The sequence below is a fragment of the Streptomyces luteolifulvus genome, assembly GCF_008806595.1.
GTDB lineage: Bacteria > Actinomycetota > Actinomycetes > Streptomycetales > Streptomycetaceae > Streptomyces > Streptomyces luteolifulvus.
The window spans coordinates 1-16,101 of the sequence record NZ_VZRB01000019.1 but is presented as its reverse complement, the minus strand read 5'-3'; the positions used below and the strand labels follow the sequence as shown (position 1 = coordinate 16,101).

The window sequence follows — 16,101 nt, the reverse complement described above, 5'->3', positions numbered from 1 at the left end:
GACGCCGGGAGAGTCCTTGTCCCGAGCAGGAGGGCAAGTTGTCCGTTGACTGTGAGCTCACCGGTGGCCGCACCACAGGGGACGGAGCCGTTCGTGGAGTCCTCGTCGGCCAACGGCTCCCTTCGGGTAGTGGCGGCGCAGGTTGGCGGCGAGGACGCGGTCGAGCGTGCGGTCGGACAGCATCGGGCCCAGGCGCATGATCAGGGCGGCATCCCGGCCGGCGGTGTAGCGGGTGCGCGGTCTACGCGTCGTCACGGCCCTCGCGATGACCCGGGCGGCGGCGTCGGCGGTCAGGCCTGAAGCAGTGCCCGAGGTCATCAACTTGTTGTTCGCCTGGACCAGGCTGCCGTAACGCTCGGCCTGCTCCGGCGTCATCTGGGCAGCCAGGTGGTTCGCCGTCTCGACCCCGCGGGCAGCCATCTCCGTGCGGACGCCGCCGGGCTCGACCACGACCACCTGTACGCCCAGCGGAGCGACCTCCCGGCGGAGCGAGTCGCTGACCGCCTCCAGGGCGAACTTCGCGCCGGCGTACGCGCCGTATGTGGCCATGGCGAACTTGCCGCCGACCGAGCTGATGTTGATCACACGACCCTTGCTGCGCAGCAGCGCGGGTAGGAGCGCTTGAGTGACGGCGATGTGGCCGAAGAGGTTGACTTCGAACACCTGCCGCCACTCCGTCATCGGCAGGGCTTCGACCGGGGCGTTCACCTGGACGCCGGCGTTGTTGACGAGTGCGTGCAGCGCGCGCGGGTCGTCGGCGACCCGCGCGGCGAGTGCCTCCACCTGCTCGGACTTGGTGATGTCGAGGATGACCGGCTCGATGCCGGTCGATCGAATGGCGTCGGCGTCACGGTCGCGTCGCACGCCGGCCAGGACGTGAAATCCCTGGCGAGCCAGTTCGCGGGCGGCTGACGCGCCCATGCCCGTGGAGGCTCCGGTTACGACGATCAACTTCTGGGTTTCAGATGACGTTGTCACCTTGGCTACGGTACCGGTTCAGATGACACTGTCAACTGTATGATGGGCGTCATGACCACCCGTGCCGAGTCCGCCGCCGCCACCCGCCGCGCTCTGCTCGACGCGGCCGCCGAGCTCCTCGACCTCGGCGGCCCCGAAGCGGTCACCTTGCGCGAGGTGGGCGCGCGGGCAGGCGTGTCCCGGGGAGCGCCGTACCGGCACTTCACGGGCAAGGACAGCCTGCTGACCGCCGTCGCGGCCGAAAGCTGGGAAGGGATCGGCGACCAGGTGCACGCCCTTCGGACCGACCCGGCCCTGTCTGCCTCCGAGAAGCTGCGCGGCGCTCTCCGCGCCCTCATCGACGTCGGCCGGAACCGGCCGCACCTGTACCAGGTGTTGTTCAGGCGGCGCGCAAATCTTCCTGGGCAACTCGGTGACGGGATGGATCGCATCCGGCGTCAGCTATGCGGGCCGGAAGGCGACCCGGCCGTGGCCGACCGCGCGGCCGAACGCTTTCAGGACGAGTTCCTGGACATCGTCGCCGCCCTCGCGGGAGAGCGGAACGCACGACGCTACGGCGCCCTGCTGCTGACCAGCGCCCACGGCATCGCGGGCATGGAGCTCAGCGGCCACCTCGACACAGACAAGTGGCACACCACCGCCGACGAACTCGTCGACACCCTCGTCCGCATGGTCACGGACGCCGGTGAAATGACATAGCAAAGCCCACGCCCCCTCGACGGCAGGCGCCCCGTGCGAGGGCGGCGAGGACCCGCGGCGAGCTGATGCTCCCCTTTCGTCTCGCTCAACCTGCACCTCCTGGGTGCCTTCGCTCTGCCGGTTGCGGAAGCCATCCCGAGATCAAGATCGGGTACGCGCGGGTGTCGACCGGCGGGCAGAAGCTCGAACGGCAGATCGACGCACTCACCGCCGCCGGGTGCCGCAAGATCTTCGCCGACAAGAAGTCCGGCAAGACCGACCTGCGCCCGGAGCTGAAGGCGTGCCACGCCTTCCTCGACGCCGGCGACACCCTCGTCGTCCCGAGCCTGGACCGCTATGGCCGCAGCCTCCAGGACCTCATCAACATGGTCGCCGCCCTGCGCGAGCGCGGTATCGGCTTCACCTCGCTGCACGAGAACCTGGACACCACCACCCCCGGCGGCCGGCTCGTCTTCCACGTCTTCGCCGCCCTCGCGGAGTTCATCCGCGAACTCATCGTCATCGGCACCCGCGAGGGCCTGGCCGCCGCCCGCGCCCGAGGCCGGGTCGGCGGACGCCCCAGCGTCGCCACCGAGGAAGTCATCAAGGCCGCCCGCGACCTCCTGCCCGACCCAGGCCGCTCCATCACCTCGATCGCCAAGCTCCTCGGCGTCTCACCCGGCACCCTCTACAACCACATCCCCGACCTCCGGGAACTACGCGCCGGCACCCTACCCCGGCAGCTCGAAGGCCCCGCGAAGTAGCCGAACCCCAGCAAGATCAATCTCAGCGGCACTTTCTGCACCGCAACTACTCACGCCCCGATCCGATCGAGGCAGCGATGCCGGCCTTCTCCAAGTGCTCGGCCAGCGCAAGGACGTATATTGAGCCCGCGTCCGTGTGCATGATCACGCCGCGTACATCGCCGCCACGGGTGGCCGCGGCCATGTTGAGCGACGCCACCACCAGCTCCGCATCATGCCGCTCGCCCATCGCGTAGCCCAGCAAGCGGCGGGAGAAAAGATCGATGACAGTCGCCAAGTACAGCTTGCCCTCGCCCGTGTCGATCTCTGTGAGATCGCCGCACCAGACGAGGTCGGGCTCCTCGGCGGTGAAGTCCCTGCGCACGAAGTCCGGGGCCGTCGGCCGCTTGCCCGGCCGGGTCAGTGACCGGCGCCGCCGGATCTTCCGTCCGGCCAGCCCGAGCTCGGCCATGACCTTGGCGACCGTGTTCACCGATACCCGCCAGCCGCGCCGGACCAGCTCGATGAACACCTTCGGCGAGCCGTAAGTGCCTCCGGACCGCTGGAAGATCTCCTCGATCTCCTCCGCCAGATGCTGCCGGCGCACCTCCCGCGCGGTCGGTTCACGATCGCGCCACTTGTAGAACCCGGACTCGGACACACCCAGTGCCCGGCAGCCGATGCGATGCGGAATCTTCTGTTCGGCCTTGCAGCTGCTGATCACCCTGACCGCCACGGCCGGGTCTGCCTCAGCTACTTCACCCAGAAGGCCACGAATCGCTTGCACACATCACGCTCCATCTCCAGCTCGCGGATGCGCTTGTCCTTCTCCCGGGCCTCGGCCCGCAGCCGCTCCAGCTCGGCCCGCTCACCCTCCCGCAACCGGCCACCCGAGCCTGCCCCCGCCGACGCCTGGACGGGCGTGTCCGACGACGATGAGCCGTTGCGCTTGGCCCGCGACACCCAGCTGTGCAGCGTCCCCGGATGCACACCGAGTTCCTCGGCCACCTCCGGGATCGGCTTCCCGGTCTCCGTCACGATCCGTACCGCCCCCTCACGGAACTCCGCGTTGTAGATGCGTTTCCTGGATCCCACGACCCTCAACTATCCCTCCGGTCACGGTCTCCACGTACGAGGGGAGGGTCAAGCTGATCACCGATACCTATGAAGATCCGAGGCTAGTCTTGGTGCGCCGTAGTGATGTTCACGGGGAGGGAGCCATCAGCGGTGCAGCCTCTGCAGGAACAGGACCCTGACCGGATCGCGGACTATCGGCTTCTTGGCAGGCTGGGGGAAGGTGGCATGGGCGTGGTCTACCTGGCCCGGTCCCCGCGTGGCCGGATGGTGGCGGTGAAGACCATCCGCGCCGAACTGGCGGCAGCCCCCGACTTCCGGCTCCGGTTCGCCAAGGAGACCGCCGTGGCCCAGCAGGTCGGTGGGGAGTGGACGGCCGCCGTGCTGGACGCCGACCCCGACGCGGCGCTGCCTTGGGTGGCCACGGCGTACGTCGCCGGCCCGACCCTGTATCAGGTAGTGGCGGAGCAGCACGGGCCATTGCCGGAGCGCTCGGTGCGCGGCTTAGCCTCCGGGTTGTGCCGTGCCCTGGGCGACATCCACGACGCTGGGCTCATCCATCGCGATCTGAAGCCGTCGAACGTCATGGTGACCATCGACGGGCCGAAGGTGATCGACTTCGGGATTGCCCGCGCCGTGGACTCCTCCACTACGGGGGGCCTGACCTCCACCGGGGTGGTGGTCGGCTCGCCCGGCTTCATGTCACCGGAGCAGATCAGGGGCGAGAGGCTGACTGAGGCGAGCGACATCTTCTCGCTGGGCGCGGTGCTGGCCTTCGCCGCCGCCGGGCGGCTGCCGTTCGAGGCGACCGAGGGCCAGTTGCACGCCCTGATGTACCGGGTGGTGCACGAGCCGCCGGACCTCACCGGCGTACCGGAGCCGCTGCTAGGTCTGATCAAAGACTGCCTCGCCAAGGACCCAGCCGACCGGCCGACCCTGGCCGAGCTGCGGGAGAGGAAAGAGACGCAGTACCGCTCGCTGGGGCCATGGCTGCCGCCGGAGGTGCTGGCCCGGCTGGGCCAGGAAGCGGTGCAGCTCCTCGACCAGGAGGACCCGCGCACTCGGATGACCCCCAGCGCCGAGGCGGGCGTTGAGGCGATGGCCGAAGCCGTGACCGCACCGGGAAGGCCGCCCACTGCCCCGTCCACCGTTCCCTTTGCCGACCCCGCCACCCGCGCCGGCGGCGAGGACGGTCGGGTGGGGGTGCCCAAGCCCCGGCTGGCCGACGAACGCCGCCGCGCCCGCGGCCACGAGACCCCGGCCGACGGGTGCCGGGCCGCTGTCTACTGGCTCCTCACCCTCGTCGCCCTGACCTCCGCGCTCACGGTCGTCCAGCAGCTCCACGTTGCCTCCGGACAGGGTCTTCTGTATGACGAGCCTCTCCCGGACGCAGACGACGTTTGGGACCTGGGGGAATGGGGCGTCCTCTCGTTCCCCCTCCTGTGGTACGCCAAGCTCTGCTTCGGCGCAGCGCTGCTGGTGGCCTGGCTCGTCTGGTTCAGCCGCGTACGCGCCACCGCCGAGAAGTTCGCGCCCGGTCGGCTGCGGTACGACCCGTCCATGGCGGTGATCGGCTGGTTCATCCCCATCGCGAACCTCTTCCTGCCCAAGCAGATCGCCAACGACGTCTGGCACGCCTCCAGCCCCGGCCACAGCCCCGCACCGGCCCTTGTGCTGAACGCCTGGTGGGCGCTGTGGCTGACCACCTTCCTGACCTCGCCCCTCTTCTGGACCCCGTGGACAGCGCTCCTCAGTGAGCACACCGAGGACGTGGACGACGGCGTGAGCAGCGATTACGACTACGCGTACGCGTTCCTGCCGGAAACCTGGATCAACCTCATCCTGCACGTCCTCGTCGTGCCGACAGCAGTCGCCGCCGCCCTCTACGTCCGCCGGCTCACCGCCATGCAGGCGGCCAAACTGAACAGTTGACTCCTGGGCACGCCGCTCACCCGCGTGCCGACGGTGTGGTGGTCGTGTGGCGATTGCCGATCACACAGCGCGACAGGCTCCCGGCTACCAGGCGCCCGACCACGAAGCGCGGGTCTGCCTGGGGAATCAAGCCGACCAGCTCTGATTAGGCAGTTGCCTGAGCACTGCGCAGGCATCAGATGAGCCAGTGCCGGGATCGGACACTGCCGTTGAAGTATCGGAGGACGCAGCTCCTGCGCCGGAGGCGGAGGACCCCTGGGGTGTCGACCCCGCAGACGTGGATGAAGACGCTGCGCAGGAGTCTGAGGATCTGCCGGGCTTCGAACCGGAGGACGCAGAGGACGTCCCTGACTCGGAGTCAGAGGACCTCGGAAGCTTCGAAGCGGACATCCCGAAACCGAGCGAGCAGCCTGCGCCGGTGGCCGCGGCAGCGAATGCGTGCGATGACGCGGCTCAGCAGGCCCTGGCGGATGGGCAGTACGGCGCTTGTGTTGAGCCCGCGGAGCTGTCGGCCGACACGGTCAGTGCGGCCCGGGATGAGATTTGGAAATGGCCGGACTGGTGCGATGACCACGGGGTGGTCAACACGTGGTACATCACCCGGACCAACGGGTGCGGCATTTTCGGATACACGCTGAAGGTCCGCGACAGCCGCGGCAGGACTGTCGGAGGAATCGACTATCTCGCCGTGGGCTATGAGTTCTCCGCCCGGGACTCCAAGCGGTGGGCCTACCAAGTGGTGCTCTTGGAGGCGCGCCGCTGGGGCCAGGGCACGTCGGGGACGAAGGCCCAGGGCAAGGCGAAGTGCAAGCTTAAGTGCAAGGTCGCCAACGGGAGTTTCCCCTCCCAGACGATCAGCGCGAGCAAGGAGCCCTACGGCCAGTTCTTCATCGACAGCACGATCGACACCACACGGCGCGGCAAGCAGGGCCGCGGGCGGGGCGTCATCACCTGGAAGTTCACCAACCCACAGTGGGGCTCGACCAACCCACTGGACCTGAGCACCTCGGACGTGCGCTGCGACACCGCCCTGCCGGGCCGCTCCCGTAAGCCCGGCTGCATCAACCCCGGATACATCCCGGAGATGGTGTACGCCAAGTCCGGCCCCTACCCTGAGCTGGCCGAACACATCCAGTACGCGCAGAACGAGAAAAACCTGCCCGGCAAGCACGGCACCACCCGCTATCTCGAGCGCCTGACGAACACCGCCAAGCGCAACGAAAACCGGGAGATGGCCTGCCCGTCAAGCCTTCCCCGGCCCGAGGGCAAGAGCTGCGACGAGTACCCTTTCGCCTCAACCTGGCAGGGCGCCGCAACGAGTGGCGGGAACCTCAGCCGGCGCATGATCAACGCGCAGCAGAACAGCCAAGGCGGCAATGCCTTGAACAACTTCTACACCTACAACCGGATCATCGAGAAGGACCGGTTCCTGATGTGGATCAAGCCGTAGCCGGTCATCTCCTGGGGGCACAGCAGTGAGCGATCTCGTACACACCGGAAGCGGACCCGTCCGCGTCGACTACCACCACTACCTCGTCTACGACCCCGAAGCACCAGTGACCGAGGATGAGCTGGACGTCTCACACAACGGCCTCATCGCCCTCAGCGACGGCCAAGTAGAAATCCAAACCGGCATCCACAGCGGCAACGCGCAGGTCACCGTGGCCGCACACCGCACCACGCCGGATGCCGACCCCGGACCGTGGCAGGAGATCGTGGAAGTGTCCGTGCACACCCCCTCCGGAGAACTGCTGATCGGCGCCCTCATGGACGACATGGAGGAGGAACTGCCCTCGCTGGCGGCCTCCGGCCCAGGCGACTACCGGCTGCGGGTACACGCCCGCGGCCGGGACACCGCCGTGGACCTGACCACCCGCGAGATCACCGAGCACTACCTGATCCAGGGCTGGCCGGTCGCGCCGACGCCCCCGCTGACCTTGAGTACCGGTGACCGCGACGGGGCGCAGCAGCGCTCGTCCACACCCCTTAGCGCGCCGGTGACCAGCGGCCCTGCCCGCGGCCAGTCCGCCCGGGAACGCGACATCCTGCACCGATCCCTGCGCGACGAGGAGTCCTAGCAGTGGTGTGTCCGGTGGGTCTCTGGGAGACCCATCGGACACCACAGCACCTCGAGGATGAGCTCGGCACGGGTGGACGGCACGCCAGGGCGAGCAGGCGGAGGTACTCGGCGCGGGTTGTGCGTCCGGCTTCCTCGGCGGCGTCGGGATCTCGGCGGTGATCACGGCGTTGCAGTCGACCTGGATAGGCCCATTCACCGGCTGAGCGCACGCAGCTTCGGCAAGCTCGTGACCGCCCTGCGCCGCGAGAAGGCGGACGCGCTCCGCCGAGGCCGGCCACAGAGCCTGCCTCTGGAGGATCGCGTCCTGCAGTGGCGGTGTATTGGAGAATCAACTTGACACAGCGCCAACTCTCAGCGCCGTTCGGAATCTCGAAGTCCGCAGCCGACTGCACGCGTATCACTCGCTGAGCGCAATCCCCTTCCGCGTGCCGCGTGGCTCCTTGCTGAGCCAGGGTGTCTCTCGTCCCCTGTTGGCATGCCAGTGGACGAGACGCCATCCGAGAGCCAGGACCGTTCCTCCGACCGGGGGAGCAGCTGGTGGCCTCGGCACCGCATACGAAATGCCTTCGTCACGGCTGGCGCCGGTGTAAGCGTCGTCCTGTCCTCTCGGGCACTCTGGCAATCCTCCGAGGCCGCTCACGACGCTTGGCAGGCTGAGCAATGCACCAAAGTTGCGACGGTGCAGAGGGATCCGATGGAAGGCGTGAGGGAAGGTGTCGAGCGGGTGCAGGCCGGAGGACTCAGCGAGGTTGCGCAGGCCGGTGGCGCGTGCGGCGCGGATGTGGTCCTCGGCGCGGGCCCGCTGGTGGTGGCGCAGTTCCAGCGCGGCGATCGGGGTGTGCCTGGTGTTGGTAGCGAAGCAGGTCGGTGCATGCCGTCGGGGTCGGTGAAACGCAACTGGGCGCCGGGGTGCGGCCGTTCCTTCCGCACGATCAGCCGCATCCCCTTGGGCCGGCCGGTCAGGCAGTCGCCGTCGAGCTCGGCCACCCGGGCGCCGTCGCGGATCTCGCCGTCCGGCTCGACGGCCGGCGTCCAGGCCGAGGCCGGGACCTTCAAGACCGCCTGGTGGATGGCATCGGTGATGGTCATGCCGATCGAGTAGGACAGCCACCGGCCGCGGGCGGAAAGCCAGTCCACGAACTCGTGGGTGCCTCCGCCCGAGTCGGTGCGGATCAGCGTCTGCCGACCCCGCCGGTACTTCTTCGGCAGCTGCTTCAGGGCGAGCCGGGCGGCTTCGATGTGGTCTGCAGCGGTGTTGCTGCCCGCGTTCCCGGGCCGCAGCAGCCCGGCCACCGGCTCCCCGGACCCGCCCCCGCCGTGGTCGACGAACCCCATCAGCGGATGATGCCCTAAAGACTTCTTCCAGGTCGCGGCCGCATCCTGCTTCTCGGAATGCGCAATCACCAGCAGCGCGCCGAGGGCCTGGCACACGCCGCAGCGGCCCGCGGCAACAGCCACGCCCTGCACGGCCTCGCCCACCTCAGATTTGCCAAGGGCCATCTCCAGGACGCCGAACGACTGAACCGCGCCGCCGCACCAGCAGGATCACTGTCCGCCCGCGAATGGCTCGCCCGCAGCAGCCTGCTCGCATAACAGGCCATTTCATTTGGGGAGTCGGCGGTAGCAGATGAGTGTGGCCGCGATCGCGGTGAAGGCCAGGAAGTGGTCGGCCTTGCGTTCGTAGCGTCGTGCAGACGTCGGCATCCGCCGAGCCAGGCGGCTGGGTCGGCCGCGCGGCGAGGTGCCTGCCGTGGCAGGTCCTGTTCCGCGCGGCCTCACCAGCCGACCAGTGCCCGTAGCGCGGCCGTCATCGGGTTGGATGCGAGCGGTGCCCCGAGGCGGTCAGCAGCACAGGCCGATGATGCCCCAGCCGCGGCGCTCCGCCTCCGTGACCACCTCTCCCCAGTCGGATAGGAAGTCGGCAAACGATTCGAAGGTCGTGATCCATCCGCTGGGCTCCGCGGCGTGTTGTGTGAACGGCTCGCGCATTACTTGAACCGGTCCACCGCCGCGCGCACTCCGGGCTCGACGAAGTCGCGCATGTGGTCCCAGCGATGACCAGCCCAAAAGTGCGGCTTGTACGAGCCGAGCGTGTTCCGGAGGGCGTACCTGCCGTACCAGTCCTCACCCGGCTGCATGGACCAGGACCAGCCGTGCTCGAAGAGGTCGTCGCTGTATCCGTCTCCGAAGGCGGCATCGATCAGCATCTCTCCGCGGTCGTCAGGCGCTGCAGCCTCGACCCGCTGCCAGTCCACGATCAGCACCTCTATCCCCACGCTCATCACACCAGCGTAGGACGGGGAAAGGGGCGTTGATCTACTGCGGGGTCTGCGATCGAGCCCCCTGACTCCGTGGCGAACGCAGCCGCCCGAGAACCTACCAGGAGATCACTTTGGGGGATGCGGAACAACTTCTCGCGGGGTGAACCGCTGACGGGGAGAGGTGTGTGGCGAAGGAGCAGCGCGGGTGCGCATCCCGTGGATCAAGGACGCGCTGGGCAACGAGTACGACCAGTCCGAGATCGACCGTCAGCCGCACCCACGCTACGTGATGCCCCTCAAGGGCGGCGGGTGCGGAACCAGGGTGAGCGGCCGGCACGGCAACGCGGATGATCCCGACGGCCGGACCTTCCACTACTTCTCGACCCGCACACGCCGACCTGCACGTACGACCTCGAGCAGCGTGGCAAGCAGCTCGCCGGCGGCTCCCTTCCGCGCCGCTGGACGATGCGCTGGAAAGCGCCCCTGAACGCCTTCCAGATCGCTTTCGAGGGCCGACTCACCCCCACCACCAGCTGACACCCTAACCAAGATCAGCCGTTGATTGGACAGACCCGCGCCCGCAGATCGACGTCCAGCGTCACGGTGCGCACCAGGGTGCGGGCCTGTTCCTGGCCGACGTACAGGTGCAGCCGCGCCTCGATCCGGTGGTTGACGGGGGTGAGCTGTACGTACTCGTTGCCCCAGGAGAAGTCCGCGACGTCGGGGGAGAGCTGCACCCGGGCGGGAACGGTGCGTCCGGTGGGAACGTCGCGGTCGTTGAGCGGGGCGGTGGGGCCCTTCTCCCGGCGCGTCACGTGCTCGTGGAAGGGGTACCAGCCGGGCCCGTAGAAGACGGCTCGGGGTTCCAAGGCGTAGGCCCAGTCGCCGAGTTCCAGCTTCACGCCGTACGGGTAGGCCTCGTTCTTCGGGGCGACCTGGAGGTCCAGGTACGGGACCTCGCGGGGATGCCGGGCCGGGGCGAAGTCGGGTGGTGGGGGCAGGTCGGCGGGGAGGAACGTAGTGCGGGTGTTGCTCAACTCGTCCGGGTCGCAGGCGCCGTCGCCCACCGCCTTGCGGACCATGCGGGGGACGGAGCGATCGCGCGGGGTGACGCGCAGGGCCACGGCCGAGCCGTCGGCGGAGATCAGTCCCTGGAAGTCCCAGTCCGGCTGTGCCGCGCTCAGGTCGTGCTGGACCTCGCGCAGCGCCCGGAGATGCGGCGGCCCAGCGGGTCTTCCGGGTCCAGGCGGCGGGTTGCGGCAGGACGAGGGCGCGAGGGCGCGCCGGGCGCCGTCTGCGGGGGCGCGCAGAGCATGCCACGCGCCGGGGGCAATCAGGGGTGACAGACTGAACCTGGGAGAGGGCATGACCAGCCCTCTCCCAGGACCTCGTTCAGGGGGAAAATCGATCATGATCTTCGTAGCGGTCGGCTACCTCACCGCGTGGCTGGTGTTCACGCTGCTCGGATTCTGGAAGTTCAAAGACCCGAAGCGACAGGTCGTGATCTCCGGCTCCCTGATCGCCATTGCCGTCGCGCTGACCTTCGGCCTGCTGCGCAGCGCCAGCCTCGGTGCCGTCATGTTCGGCATCGGCGTGATCGCGACACTTGTCCGACTCACACGCGGGTGGAGCCGCTTGCCGGTTAACCGCCCCCACTGACATATCTCGGTCATGGCATCTGATCGCTGGTCGTGTGCTGCGCCCCCCGGATCCGTCGAGCGGCACGCGGGCCGCGTCCACGAAGGTTGCGGGGCCTCTCCCAAGGACGTCGGGGCGACGTCCGAGTGATCGTCAGGACCTGTGGATCACCGATCAGAACCAGCTGATCGCGTCCGTGAGGAGGCGGGCAACCTTCGCTCGAAGTGGTGCGTTCTCTCGCCAGATTCTCTCGGCCTGAACGCTGGCGATGGAAACGCCGGCCCGTCCGACCGGGTTCTCCACGGGGGTCAGGTGGCCGTTGGCAATCAATGCCCCGATGCGGATCAGTGCGATGCCCAGCTGCCGAGCAGCCTCGGGCTGGGACATCCAGAGGTCGTCCTCAACCCGATCCACCTTGAGCAGAAGATAGCTGCGCTCGCCTGTCGGCACCATCCACGGGAGGCCGGGACGTGTTCAGCGCGAGGGACGATGCCCGCGGACCCTATGAGCACCCGCTTCGGCGGACCACGCTCGGCTGTAGACCGGAGGCCCCGTCCCCGGCGAACATCCGGTCATGCGGTACCCAACCCGCGGATATCAGGCTGACCGCGCGTCGCCGCACAACACGCCACCGGCCTCCCGCCGGTCCCACAGCACCACTCCCCGGCCCGCGCCAACGGACCCGGAACCCCCTGTGCCCTTGACAAAAACGCCTGCATATCAGGGTCCCCGCATGAGTGCCACTGATGCTCAGGCCGCTGCAGCCTGGATGCTCCAGCAGATCACCGAGTCTCGTGCTCACGAGCTGTATCAGAGCGATGCGGTTGACCACATCGCGAAGAACTTCGACGACGGCCTGACCTACACCTACGACAACGGCAACTCGGCGATCCACAAGACGGTCTTGAAGGCATTCAAGGAGATCAGCGGAGACACCGTGGTCTGGAACAACGGGTGGAAGGGGTGGCTCTTGCGCAGCCCCCACGACCCGGTCGGCAAGCGGGGGCCGACTGACCCGGTCGGGGCCTGAACCGTGGGCAGTCCTGTTCTACGCGGACGGCGAAGGCCCCGAATCAGCTTGCCCATAGCCGAAGTGCGGATCGCGGAAGTCAAGCTCGCGTGGCACTCGGTCAAGATCGCCTGTCAGAGGACACCTTCCGTACGCCCTGGCCCGGCCCGCCGACGCGGAGGACGATGGAGGCATGGGCGAGCACGACCACGACCAGGACGACGTCGCCGAACCGGCGCGGCCGCCGTTGAGTACGGCGCAGGCCCGGGAGATGACGGCCGGGCTGCGCTCCACAAGCAGCCAGACCTGCGCCCGCAATTCGTCCTTCTCGCGCCGCCGTTGGAACCACTCACCTGACCGGCCCCGGTCACGCTACGGGCCCCGGGCGGACGCGGCGTATGGTGAAGGTCACCCTCTCCGCATACCTACTGGTCGGTATGGTTGTGGATGTGTGAGGGAATCGCGCGGGCATCGCCCCGCGCCCTGCTGGAGGAATCCTGTGAAGGCACTGACCTACCGCGGCCGCCACGACATCCGCTGCGAGGACGTGCCGGACCCGGCCGTCACCTGTCCCACCGATGCGGTCGTCCATGTCACCACGGCCGGCATCTGCGGCAGCGACCTGCACATCTACGGTGGCAACGGGTTCAGCCCGGAGGTCGGCTACACGCCGGGGCACGAATGCGTCGGCGTGGTCGTCGAGACGGGCGGCCAGGTCACCCGCTTCAAGCCCGGCGACCGGGTCCTGGTGCCCGCGTCGGTCGGCTGCACCCTGTGCGGAACCTGCGCGAAGGGGCTCACCGCCAGGTGCGAACGCGCCCAAGCCCCGACGGATCTGTGCTATGGAGTGAGCCCGCAGCTTCCGGGCAGTCAGGCCCAGGCCTTGGCCGTGCCCCACGCCGACGTCAACCTGGTGCACCTGCCCGAAGGCATCTCCGACGAGGCGGCCATCGTCCTTACGGACAACGCGCCCACGGCCTGGTACGGCTGCCGCCGCGCCCGCATCCAGCCCGGCGAGACCGTCCTGGTCATCGGCCTCGGCCCGGTCGGACTCATGGCCGCGCAGTCCGCCTTCGCCATGGGCGCTGCCCGCGTCCTGGGCGCGGACCTGGTTGCGGGGCGCCGTGCCTTCGCCGCCACCCTGGGCGTCGAGCCGGTCGAGGGCGAGGACGCACGAGCGGCCATACGGGAGACGACAGCAGGGCGGGGGCCGGACGCCGTGGTCGAAGCCGTGGGTTCGGACGCCACGATCGAACTCGCCCTCAAAGCCGTCCGGCAGGCGGGACGGGTCAGCGTCATCGGGGTGAGCCACAGCAAGGCTTTCCCCTTCCACATGGGACTGGCCCAGATCAAGGAGCTGGAGTTCGCCATCGGACTGTGCTCGACCCATTACGAACTGCCCGCCCTGATCCCCCTCGCGCAGGCCGGCCGGATCACGCCGCAGGCCGTGGTCTCCCACCGCTTCGCCCTCTCCGAAGGCCCTGAAGCGTACGAACTGTTCAACAGTCGGGCCGACGGTGTCCGCAAGATCCTTCTCGACCCCTCCCGTTGATCCACGTCGACCGCCTTGACGGGGCACTGTCGTTGGTGCGGCGGTTATCTACCTCCATGAAGAGGTATGGGTCCGATGCGGTTTCCTGCGACATGAACGTGTAGAAATTGCCGTTGACCAGCAATGCCAGTGATTTAGCGCATCAGTGCAGGTAGAGCGCGTACTGGTGGCTGTTCTGGGCGAGTGGGCACCTGGGGTTTATGGGGGGATCCGCCACGGTCTGCCAGGGAGCCCCGTTGGGCGCTCAGTCTGCCATCGCTGCCGCCTCAACCGTCGCGACGGCGGTCCGTCCGGGGTCCTCTCGAAGCCGTCGAAGGCGGTTGGAGCCGCAGTTCGGCGACCGGATCAGGCTCGGCGTACTCACCGAGGAAATCACCCCCGAAGTAGTCGACGAAGTATGGGAGTTGACGGGAAGGGCCGAACGCCGCCGCAGGCTCCTGCCGGCCCGTGCGGTGGTCTCCTTCGTCCTGGCGCTGTGCCTGTTCAGCAGCTCCGACAGTGCCGGTCCGCCGGGATACTGGGCGGTCCTGCGGATCCCGACCGAGAAACTGCGGCACCTGTCGGGCGGGAGCGTCCAGCGCCTGCCCACCAGCTCGGCCTCACCAGAGCCCGCCAGTGCCTGGGAGACAAGCCGTTCCAGGCGCTGTTCGAACGCCGGTGCGGGCGCGATGCTCGGGCCCCGCTGTCTCCAGGGCCTCGATGATGTTCTCGAAGGCCGTGACGGTGGGGGAGGCGAAGCTGTCCGCGGGGCTGTTCCCGGTGGCCTTGATGATCAGGTCGGGCAGCGGATGGTCCTGCGGAGCCCTGTCCATTCAGGCCTGCAGGACGGGGAATGACGTACTCACGTGGCGCCCTTCAAAGTTGTGCCGGGCGCAGGAGGTGGTCACGCCCTGCGGCACGGCTGTCGCCACGGCCCCAACAGTGGTTCGATCTGGCGGCCTCGCCGGCTGAGGCGGCTTGCTCTTCAGGGTGTCGGGCTGGTCCACGCAGCCGTCGGTCCCGGGCCGTGTCGGATACGCCCGCGAGGCCCGGACCAGTTGGGCCGGGGCTCGCGGGCTGTTTTCGGGATGCGGCCCCCGAGCAGACCTCGGCCGGAGAGGTCAGAGCCTTGCACACCTTCAACATCCAACGGTTGTGGCCAATGCGTGGCTGGCCGACACCGTACCTGTGCCATGGGCACTGCGACATCGGACGGCTCCACAGTCGAGATCACCTACCATCCGGTGACGGCGCTTTTGTCTCTTGCTCCCGTAGTCCGCCGCGATAGGCCGAGGCTCCATGTCGCGTCCGCCAGGTGGCGAACAGCCCACCGCCCGTGCTGACGATGGCGGAGAAGCCCGCTGGCCCGGCAAGCACGTACACCGCAGCGGCGACCGCGATGAGGAGCACCAGGGCAACCAGCTCCAGGATCTCAGGCCTGAGCAGGCGTCGCAGACAGGACTGTGCGTTGCGGTCTGCCGCGCGAGGGCTGGGCTTGTACGTCACGGCGATTCCTCCCGTTCCGGCACGCACACGGTGCCGTGACTGAGAAGATGAGGTTCGCAGTATTTGTGCCGCCAGAGGAAAGAAAAGAGAACGGAGTTCTTTCGCAGCGCGGGCAACTTGCCTCCGATGCAAGAAACCAAACGCGAGGACCACACCAAACCGGGGGACATGATGGCTACGGAGCCGGACGGTTCCACGGCTCGCCGCCGTGGGCGCTCGATGGCGCCTCTGGACCCGAACCTCTCTCACGCCGAACGCGAATTTCTGGAACGCCTACGTGAGGTGGCCTCGTCCATCGGGACCCTTGCCGTGACGAGCGCTGGGCTAAAGCGTCTGGCTGACGAGGGACCGGCCCCGGGCATGGAAGCCAGCGAGTCCGCCTTGTCCAGGATGCTGTCCGGCCAGAAGCCCACTCGGCCCGCTGTGATCAGGGGCCTGCACACCCTCGCCGCACCGCACGCCGGCCCGACGGAACTCGACCGCGAGATCGCGCTCACCAGAAGGCTCTTCTACGGCTGGCTCCAGGCCCGTGACCCCGACCGGCTGCTCCTGTACCGGACACAGGAGGAGATGGGGGATCTTCGGGACCGACTGGCAGAAGCCGAGGACAAGGCCACAGGGCTCGCGGCGGAACTGGCCGACGCTCACCGCCGCCACGCCATGAAGATCGA

Annotated in this window: 17 protein-coding genes and 3 pseudogenes; 12 read left to right on the top strand and 8 right to left on the bottom strand. The window is 68.3% G+C overall.

All coding sequences use genetic code 11. The features are described 5' to 3' along the window. Positions 1-57 precede the first annotated feature (57 nt). Complete coding sequence (locus F7R91_RS24985) at positions 58-978, bottom strand: SDR family NAD(P)-dependent oxidoreductase (protein ID WP_225320763.1); 921 nt, start codon at positions 976-978, stop codon at positions 58-60. Positions 979-1,029: 51 nt separating this feature from the next. Between F7R91_RS24985 and F7R91_RS24980 the strand changes: the two genes are divergently transcribed. Next, positions 1,030-1,677 (top strand): TetR/AcrR family transcriptional regulator, encoded by a 648-nt coding sequence (locus tag F7R91_RS24980; RefSeq protein WP_225320762.1) that lies wholly within the window; start codon positions 1,030-1,032, stop codon positions 1,675-1,677. Between the two features lie 65 nt (positions 1,678-1,742). Beyond that, positions 1,743-2,420: a recombinase family protein gene (locus F7R91_RS24975; protein ID WP_150951391.1), complete on the top strand. Its 678-nt coding sequence runs from the start codon at positions 1,743-1,745 to the stop codon at positions 2,418-2,420. Between the two features lie 46 nt (positions 2,421-2,466). Here F7R91_RS24975 and F7R91_RS24970 read toward each other — a convergent pair whose 3' ends face one another. Together F7R91_RS24970 and F7R91_RS24965 are read right to left on the bottom strand one after the other, a co-directional pair. Then, positions 2,467-3,135 carry an IS3 family transposase gene (locus F7R91_RS24970; protein ID WP_191971619.1) on the bottom strand — a complete coding sequence of 223 codons (669 nt, stop codon included), beginning with the start codon at positions 3,133-3,135 and terminating at the stop codon, positions 2,467-2,469. Between the two features lie 17 nt (positions 3,136-3,152). Continuing rightward, a complete protein-coding gene (locus tag F7R91_RS24965) occupies positions 3,153-3,494 on the bottom strand; it encodes a transposase (RefSeq protein ID WP_150951387.1) in 342 nt (113 codons plus the stop codon). Positions 3,495-3,701: 207 nt separating this feature from the next. On the opposite strand from F7R91_RS24965, the gene F7R91_RS42125 reads away from it, so the two are divergent. The 4 genes and pseudogenes from F7R91_RS42125 to F7R91_RS42900 form a co-directional block, all read left to right on the top strand. Next, positions 3,702-5,405: a protein kinase domain-containing protein gene (locus F7R91_RS42125; RefSeq protein WP_230989806.1), complete on the top strand. Its 1,704-nt coding sequence runs from the start codon at positions 3,702-3,704 to the stop codon at positions 5,403-5,405. A gap of 277 nt (positions 5,406-5,682) precedes the next feature. After that, entirely contained in the window at positions 5,683-6,855 is a 1,173-nt protein-coding gene (locus F7R91_RS24950) for a NucA/NucB deoxyribonuclease domain-containing protein (protein WP_150951383.1), read from the top strand. A gap of 25 nt (positions 6,856-6,880) precedes the next feature. After that, positions 6,881-7,483 carry a hypothetical protein gene (locus tag F7R91_RS24945; protein ID WP_150951381.1) on the top strand — a complete coding sequence of 201 codons (603 nt, stop codon included), beginning with the start codon at positions 6,881-6,883 and terminating at the stop codon, positions 7,481-7,483. Between the two features lie 148 nt (positions 7,484-7,631). Continuing rightward, a pseudogene (locus F7R91_RS42900) lies at positions 7,632-7,869 on the top strand (helix-turn-helix domain-containing protein); the annotation flags it as partial. Between the two features lie 361 nt (positions 7,870-8,230). On the opposite strand, the pseudogene F7R91_RS24935 reads toward F7R91_RS42900, so the two are convergent. The 3 genes and pseudogenes from F7R91_RS24935 to F7R91_RS24925 form a co-directional block, all read right to left on the bottom strand. Continuing rightward, a pseudogene (locus tag F7R91_RS24935) lies at positions 8,231-8,904 on the bottom strand (transposase); the annotation flags it as partial. 183 nt (positions 8,905-9,087) lie between these two features. Further along, positions 9,088-9,203: pseudogene (locus F7R91_RS24930) on the bottom strand (IS5/IS1182 family transposase); the annotation flags it as partial. Between the two features lie 270 nt (positions 9,204-9,473). Further along, positions 9,474-9,767 (bottom strand): hypothetical protein, encoded by a 294-nt coding sequence (locus F7R91_RS24925; RefSeq protein ID WP_150951379.1) that lies wholly within the window; start codon positions 9,765-9,767, stop codon positions 9,474-9,476. Positions 9,768-9,951: 184 nt separating this feature from the next. Between F7R91_RS24925 and F7R91_RS24920 the strand changes: the two genes are divergently transcribed. After that, positions 9,952-10,233 (top strand): hypothetical protein, encoded by a 282-nt coding sequence (locus tag F7R91_RS24920; RefSeq protein ID WP_150951377.1) that lies wholly within the window; start codon positions 9,952-9,954, stop codon positions 10,231-10,233. A 64-nt stretch (positions 10,234-10,297) separates the two neighbouring features. On the opposite strand, the gene F7R91_RS24915 is transcribed toward F7R91_RS24920, so the two are convergent. Beyond that, on the bottom strand, positions 10,298-11,113 hold the full coding sequence (locus F7R91_RS24915) for a hypothetical protein (RefSeq protein WP_150951376.1): 816 nt from the start codon (positions 11,111-11,113) through the stop codon (positions 10,298-10,300). Positions 11,114-11,156: 43 nt separating this feature from the next. Here F7R91_RS24915 and F7R91_RS24910 point away from each other — a divergent pair, with 43 nt between their 5' ends. Further along, on the top strand, positions 11,157-11,405 hold the full coding sequence (locus F7R91_RS24910; protein WP_150951374.1) for a hypothetical protein: 249 nt from the start codon (positions 11,157-11,159) through the stop codon (positions 11,403-11,405). A 153-nt stretch (positions 11,406-11,558) separates the two neighbouring features. On the opposite strand, the gene F7R91_RS24905 is transcribed toward F7R91_RS24910, so the two are convergent. Then, positions 11,559-11,837, bottom strand: coding sequence for a DNA-binding protein (locus F7R91_RS24905; protein WP_150951373.1), 279 nt, complete (start codon positions 11,835-11,837; stop codon positions 11,559-11,561). A 280-nt stretch (positions 11,838-12,117) separates the two neighbouring features. Between F7R91_RS24905 and F7R91_RS24900 the strand changes: the two genes are divergently transcribed. The 4 genes from F7R91_RS24900 to F7R91_RS24880 all read left to right on the top strand — a co-directional run. Continuing rightward, a complete protein-coding gene (locus F7R91_RS24900) occupies positions 12,118-12,414 on the top strand; it encodes a DUF6953 family protein (protein ID WP_150951371.1) in 297 nt (98 codons plus the stop codon). A gap of 478 nt (positions 12,415-12,892) precedes the next feature. Continuing rightward, positions 12,893-13,945 (top strand): alcohol dehydrogenase catalytic domain-containing protein, encoded by a 1,053-nt coding sequence (locus F7R91_RS24890; protein ID WP_150951368.1) that lies wholly within the window; start codon positions 12,893-12,895, stop codon positions 13,943-13,945. 200 nt (positions 13,946-14,145) lie between these two features. Next, a complete protein-coding gene (locus tag F7R91_RS24885) occupies positions 14,146-14,781 on the top strand; it encodes a transposase domain-containing protein (RefSeq protein WP_150951366.1) in 636 nt (211 codons plus the stop codon). A gap of 1,009 nt (positions 14,782-15,790) precedes the next feature. Further along, a partial coding sequence (locus tag F7R91_RS24880; RefSeq protein ID WP_150951364.1) for a hypothetical protein occupies positions 15,791-16,101 on the top strand: 311 nt, incomplete at its 3' end.

What these genes read in the sequence shown, in the direction of transcription:
- F7R91_RS24925 (WP_150951379.1), bottom strand. Translation starts at nt 9,767, where the DNA reads ATGAGCGTGGGGATAGAGGTGCTGATCGTGGACTGGCAGCGGGTCGAG.
- F7R91_RS24980 (WP_225320762.1), top strand. Translation starts at nt 1,030, where the DNA reads ATGACCACCCGTGCCGAGTCCGCCGCCGCCACCCGCCGCGCTCTGCTC.
- F7R91_RS24905 (WP_150951373.1), bottom strand. Translation starts at nt 11,837, where the DNA reads ATGGTGCCGACAGGCGAGCGCAGCTATCTTCTGCTCAAGGTGGATCGG.
- F7R91_RS24975 (WP_150951391.1), top strand. Translation starts at nt 1,743, where the DNA reads ATGCTCCCCTTTCGTCTCGCTCAACCTGCACCTCCTGGGTGCCTTCGC.
- F7R91_RS24900 (WP_150951371.1), top strand. Translation starts at nt 12,118, where the DNA reads ATGAGTGCCACTGATGCTCAGGCCGCTGCAGCCTGGATGCTCCAGCAG.
- F7R91_RS24910 (WP_150951374.1), top strand. Translation starts at nt 11,157, where the DNA reads ATGATCTTCGTAGCGGTCGGCTACCTCACCGCGTGGCTGGTGTTCACG.
- F7R91_RS24915 (WP_150951376.1), bottom strand. Translation starts at nt 11,113, where the DNA reads ATGCCCTCTCCCAGGTTCAGTCTGTCACCCCTGATTGCCCCCGGCGCG.
- F7R91_RS42125 (WP_230989806.1), top strand. Translation starts at nt 3,702, where the DNA reads ATGGGCGTGGTCTACCTGGCCCGGTCCCCGCGTGGCCGGATGGTGGCG.
- F7R91_RS24885 (WP_150951366.1), top strand. Translation starts at nt 14,146, where the DNA reads ATGGGGGGATCCGCCACGGTCTGCCAGGGAGCCCCGTTGGGCGCTCAG.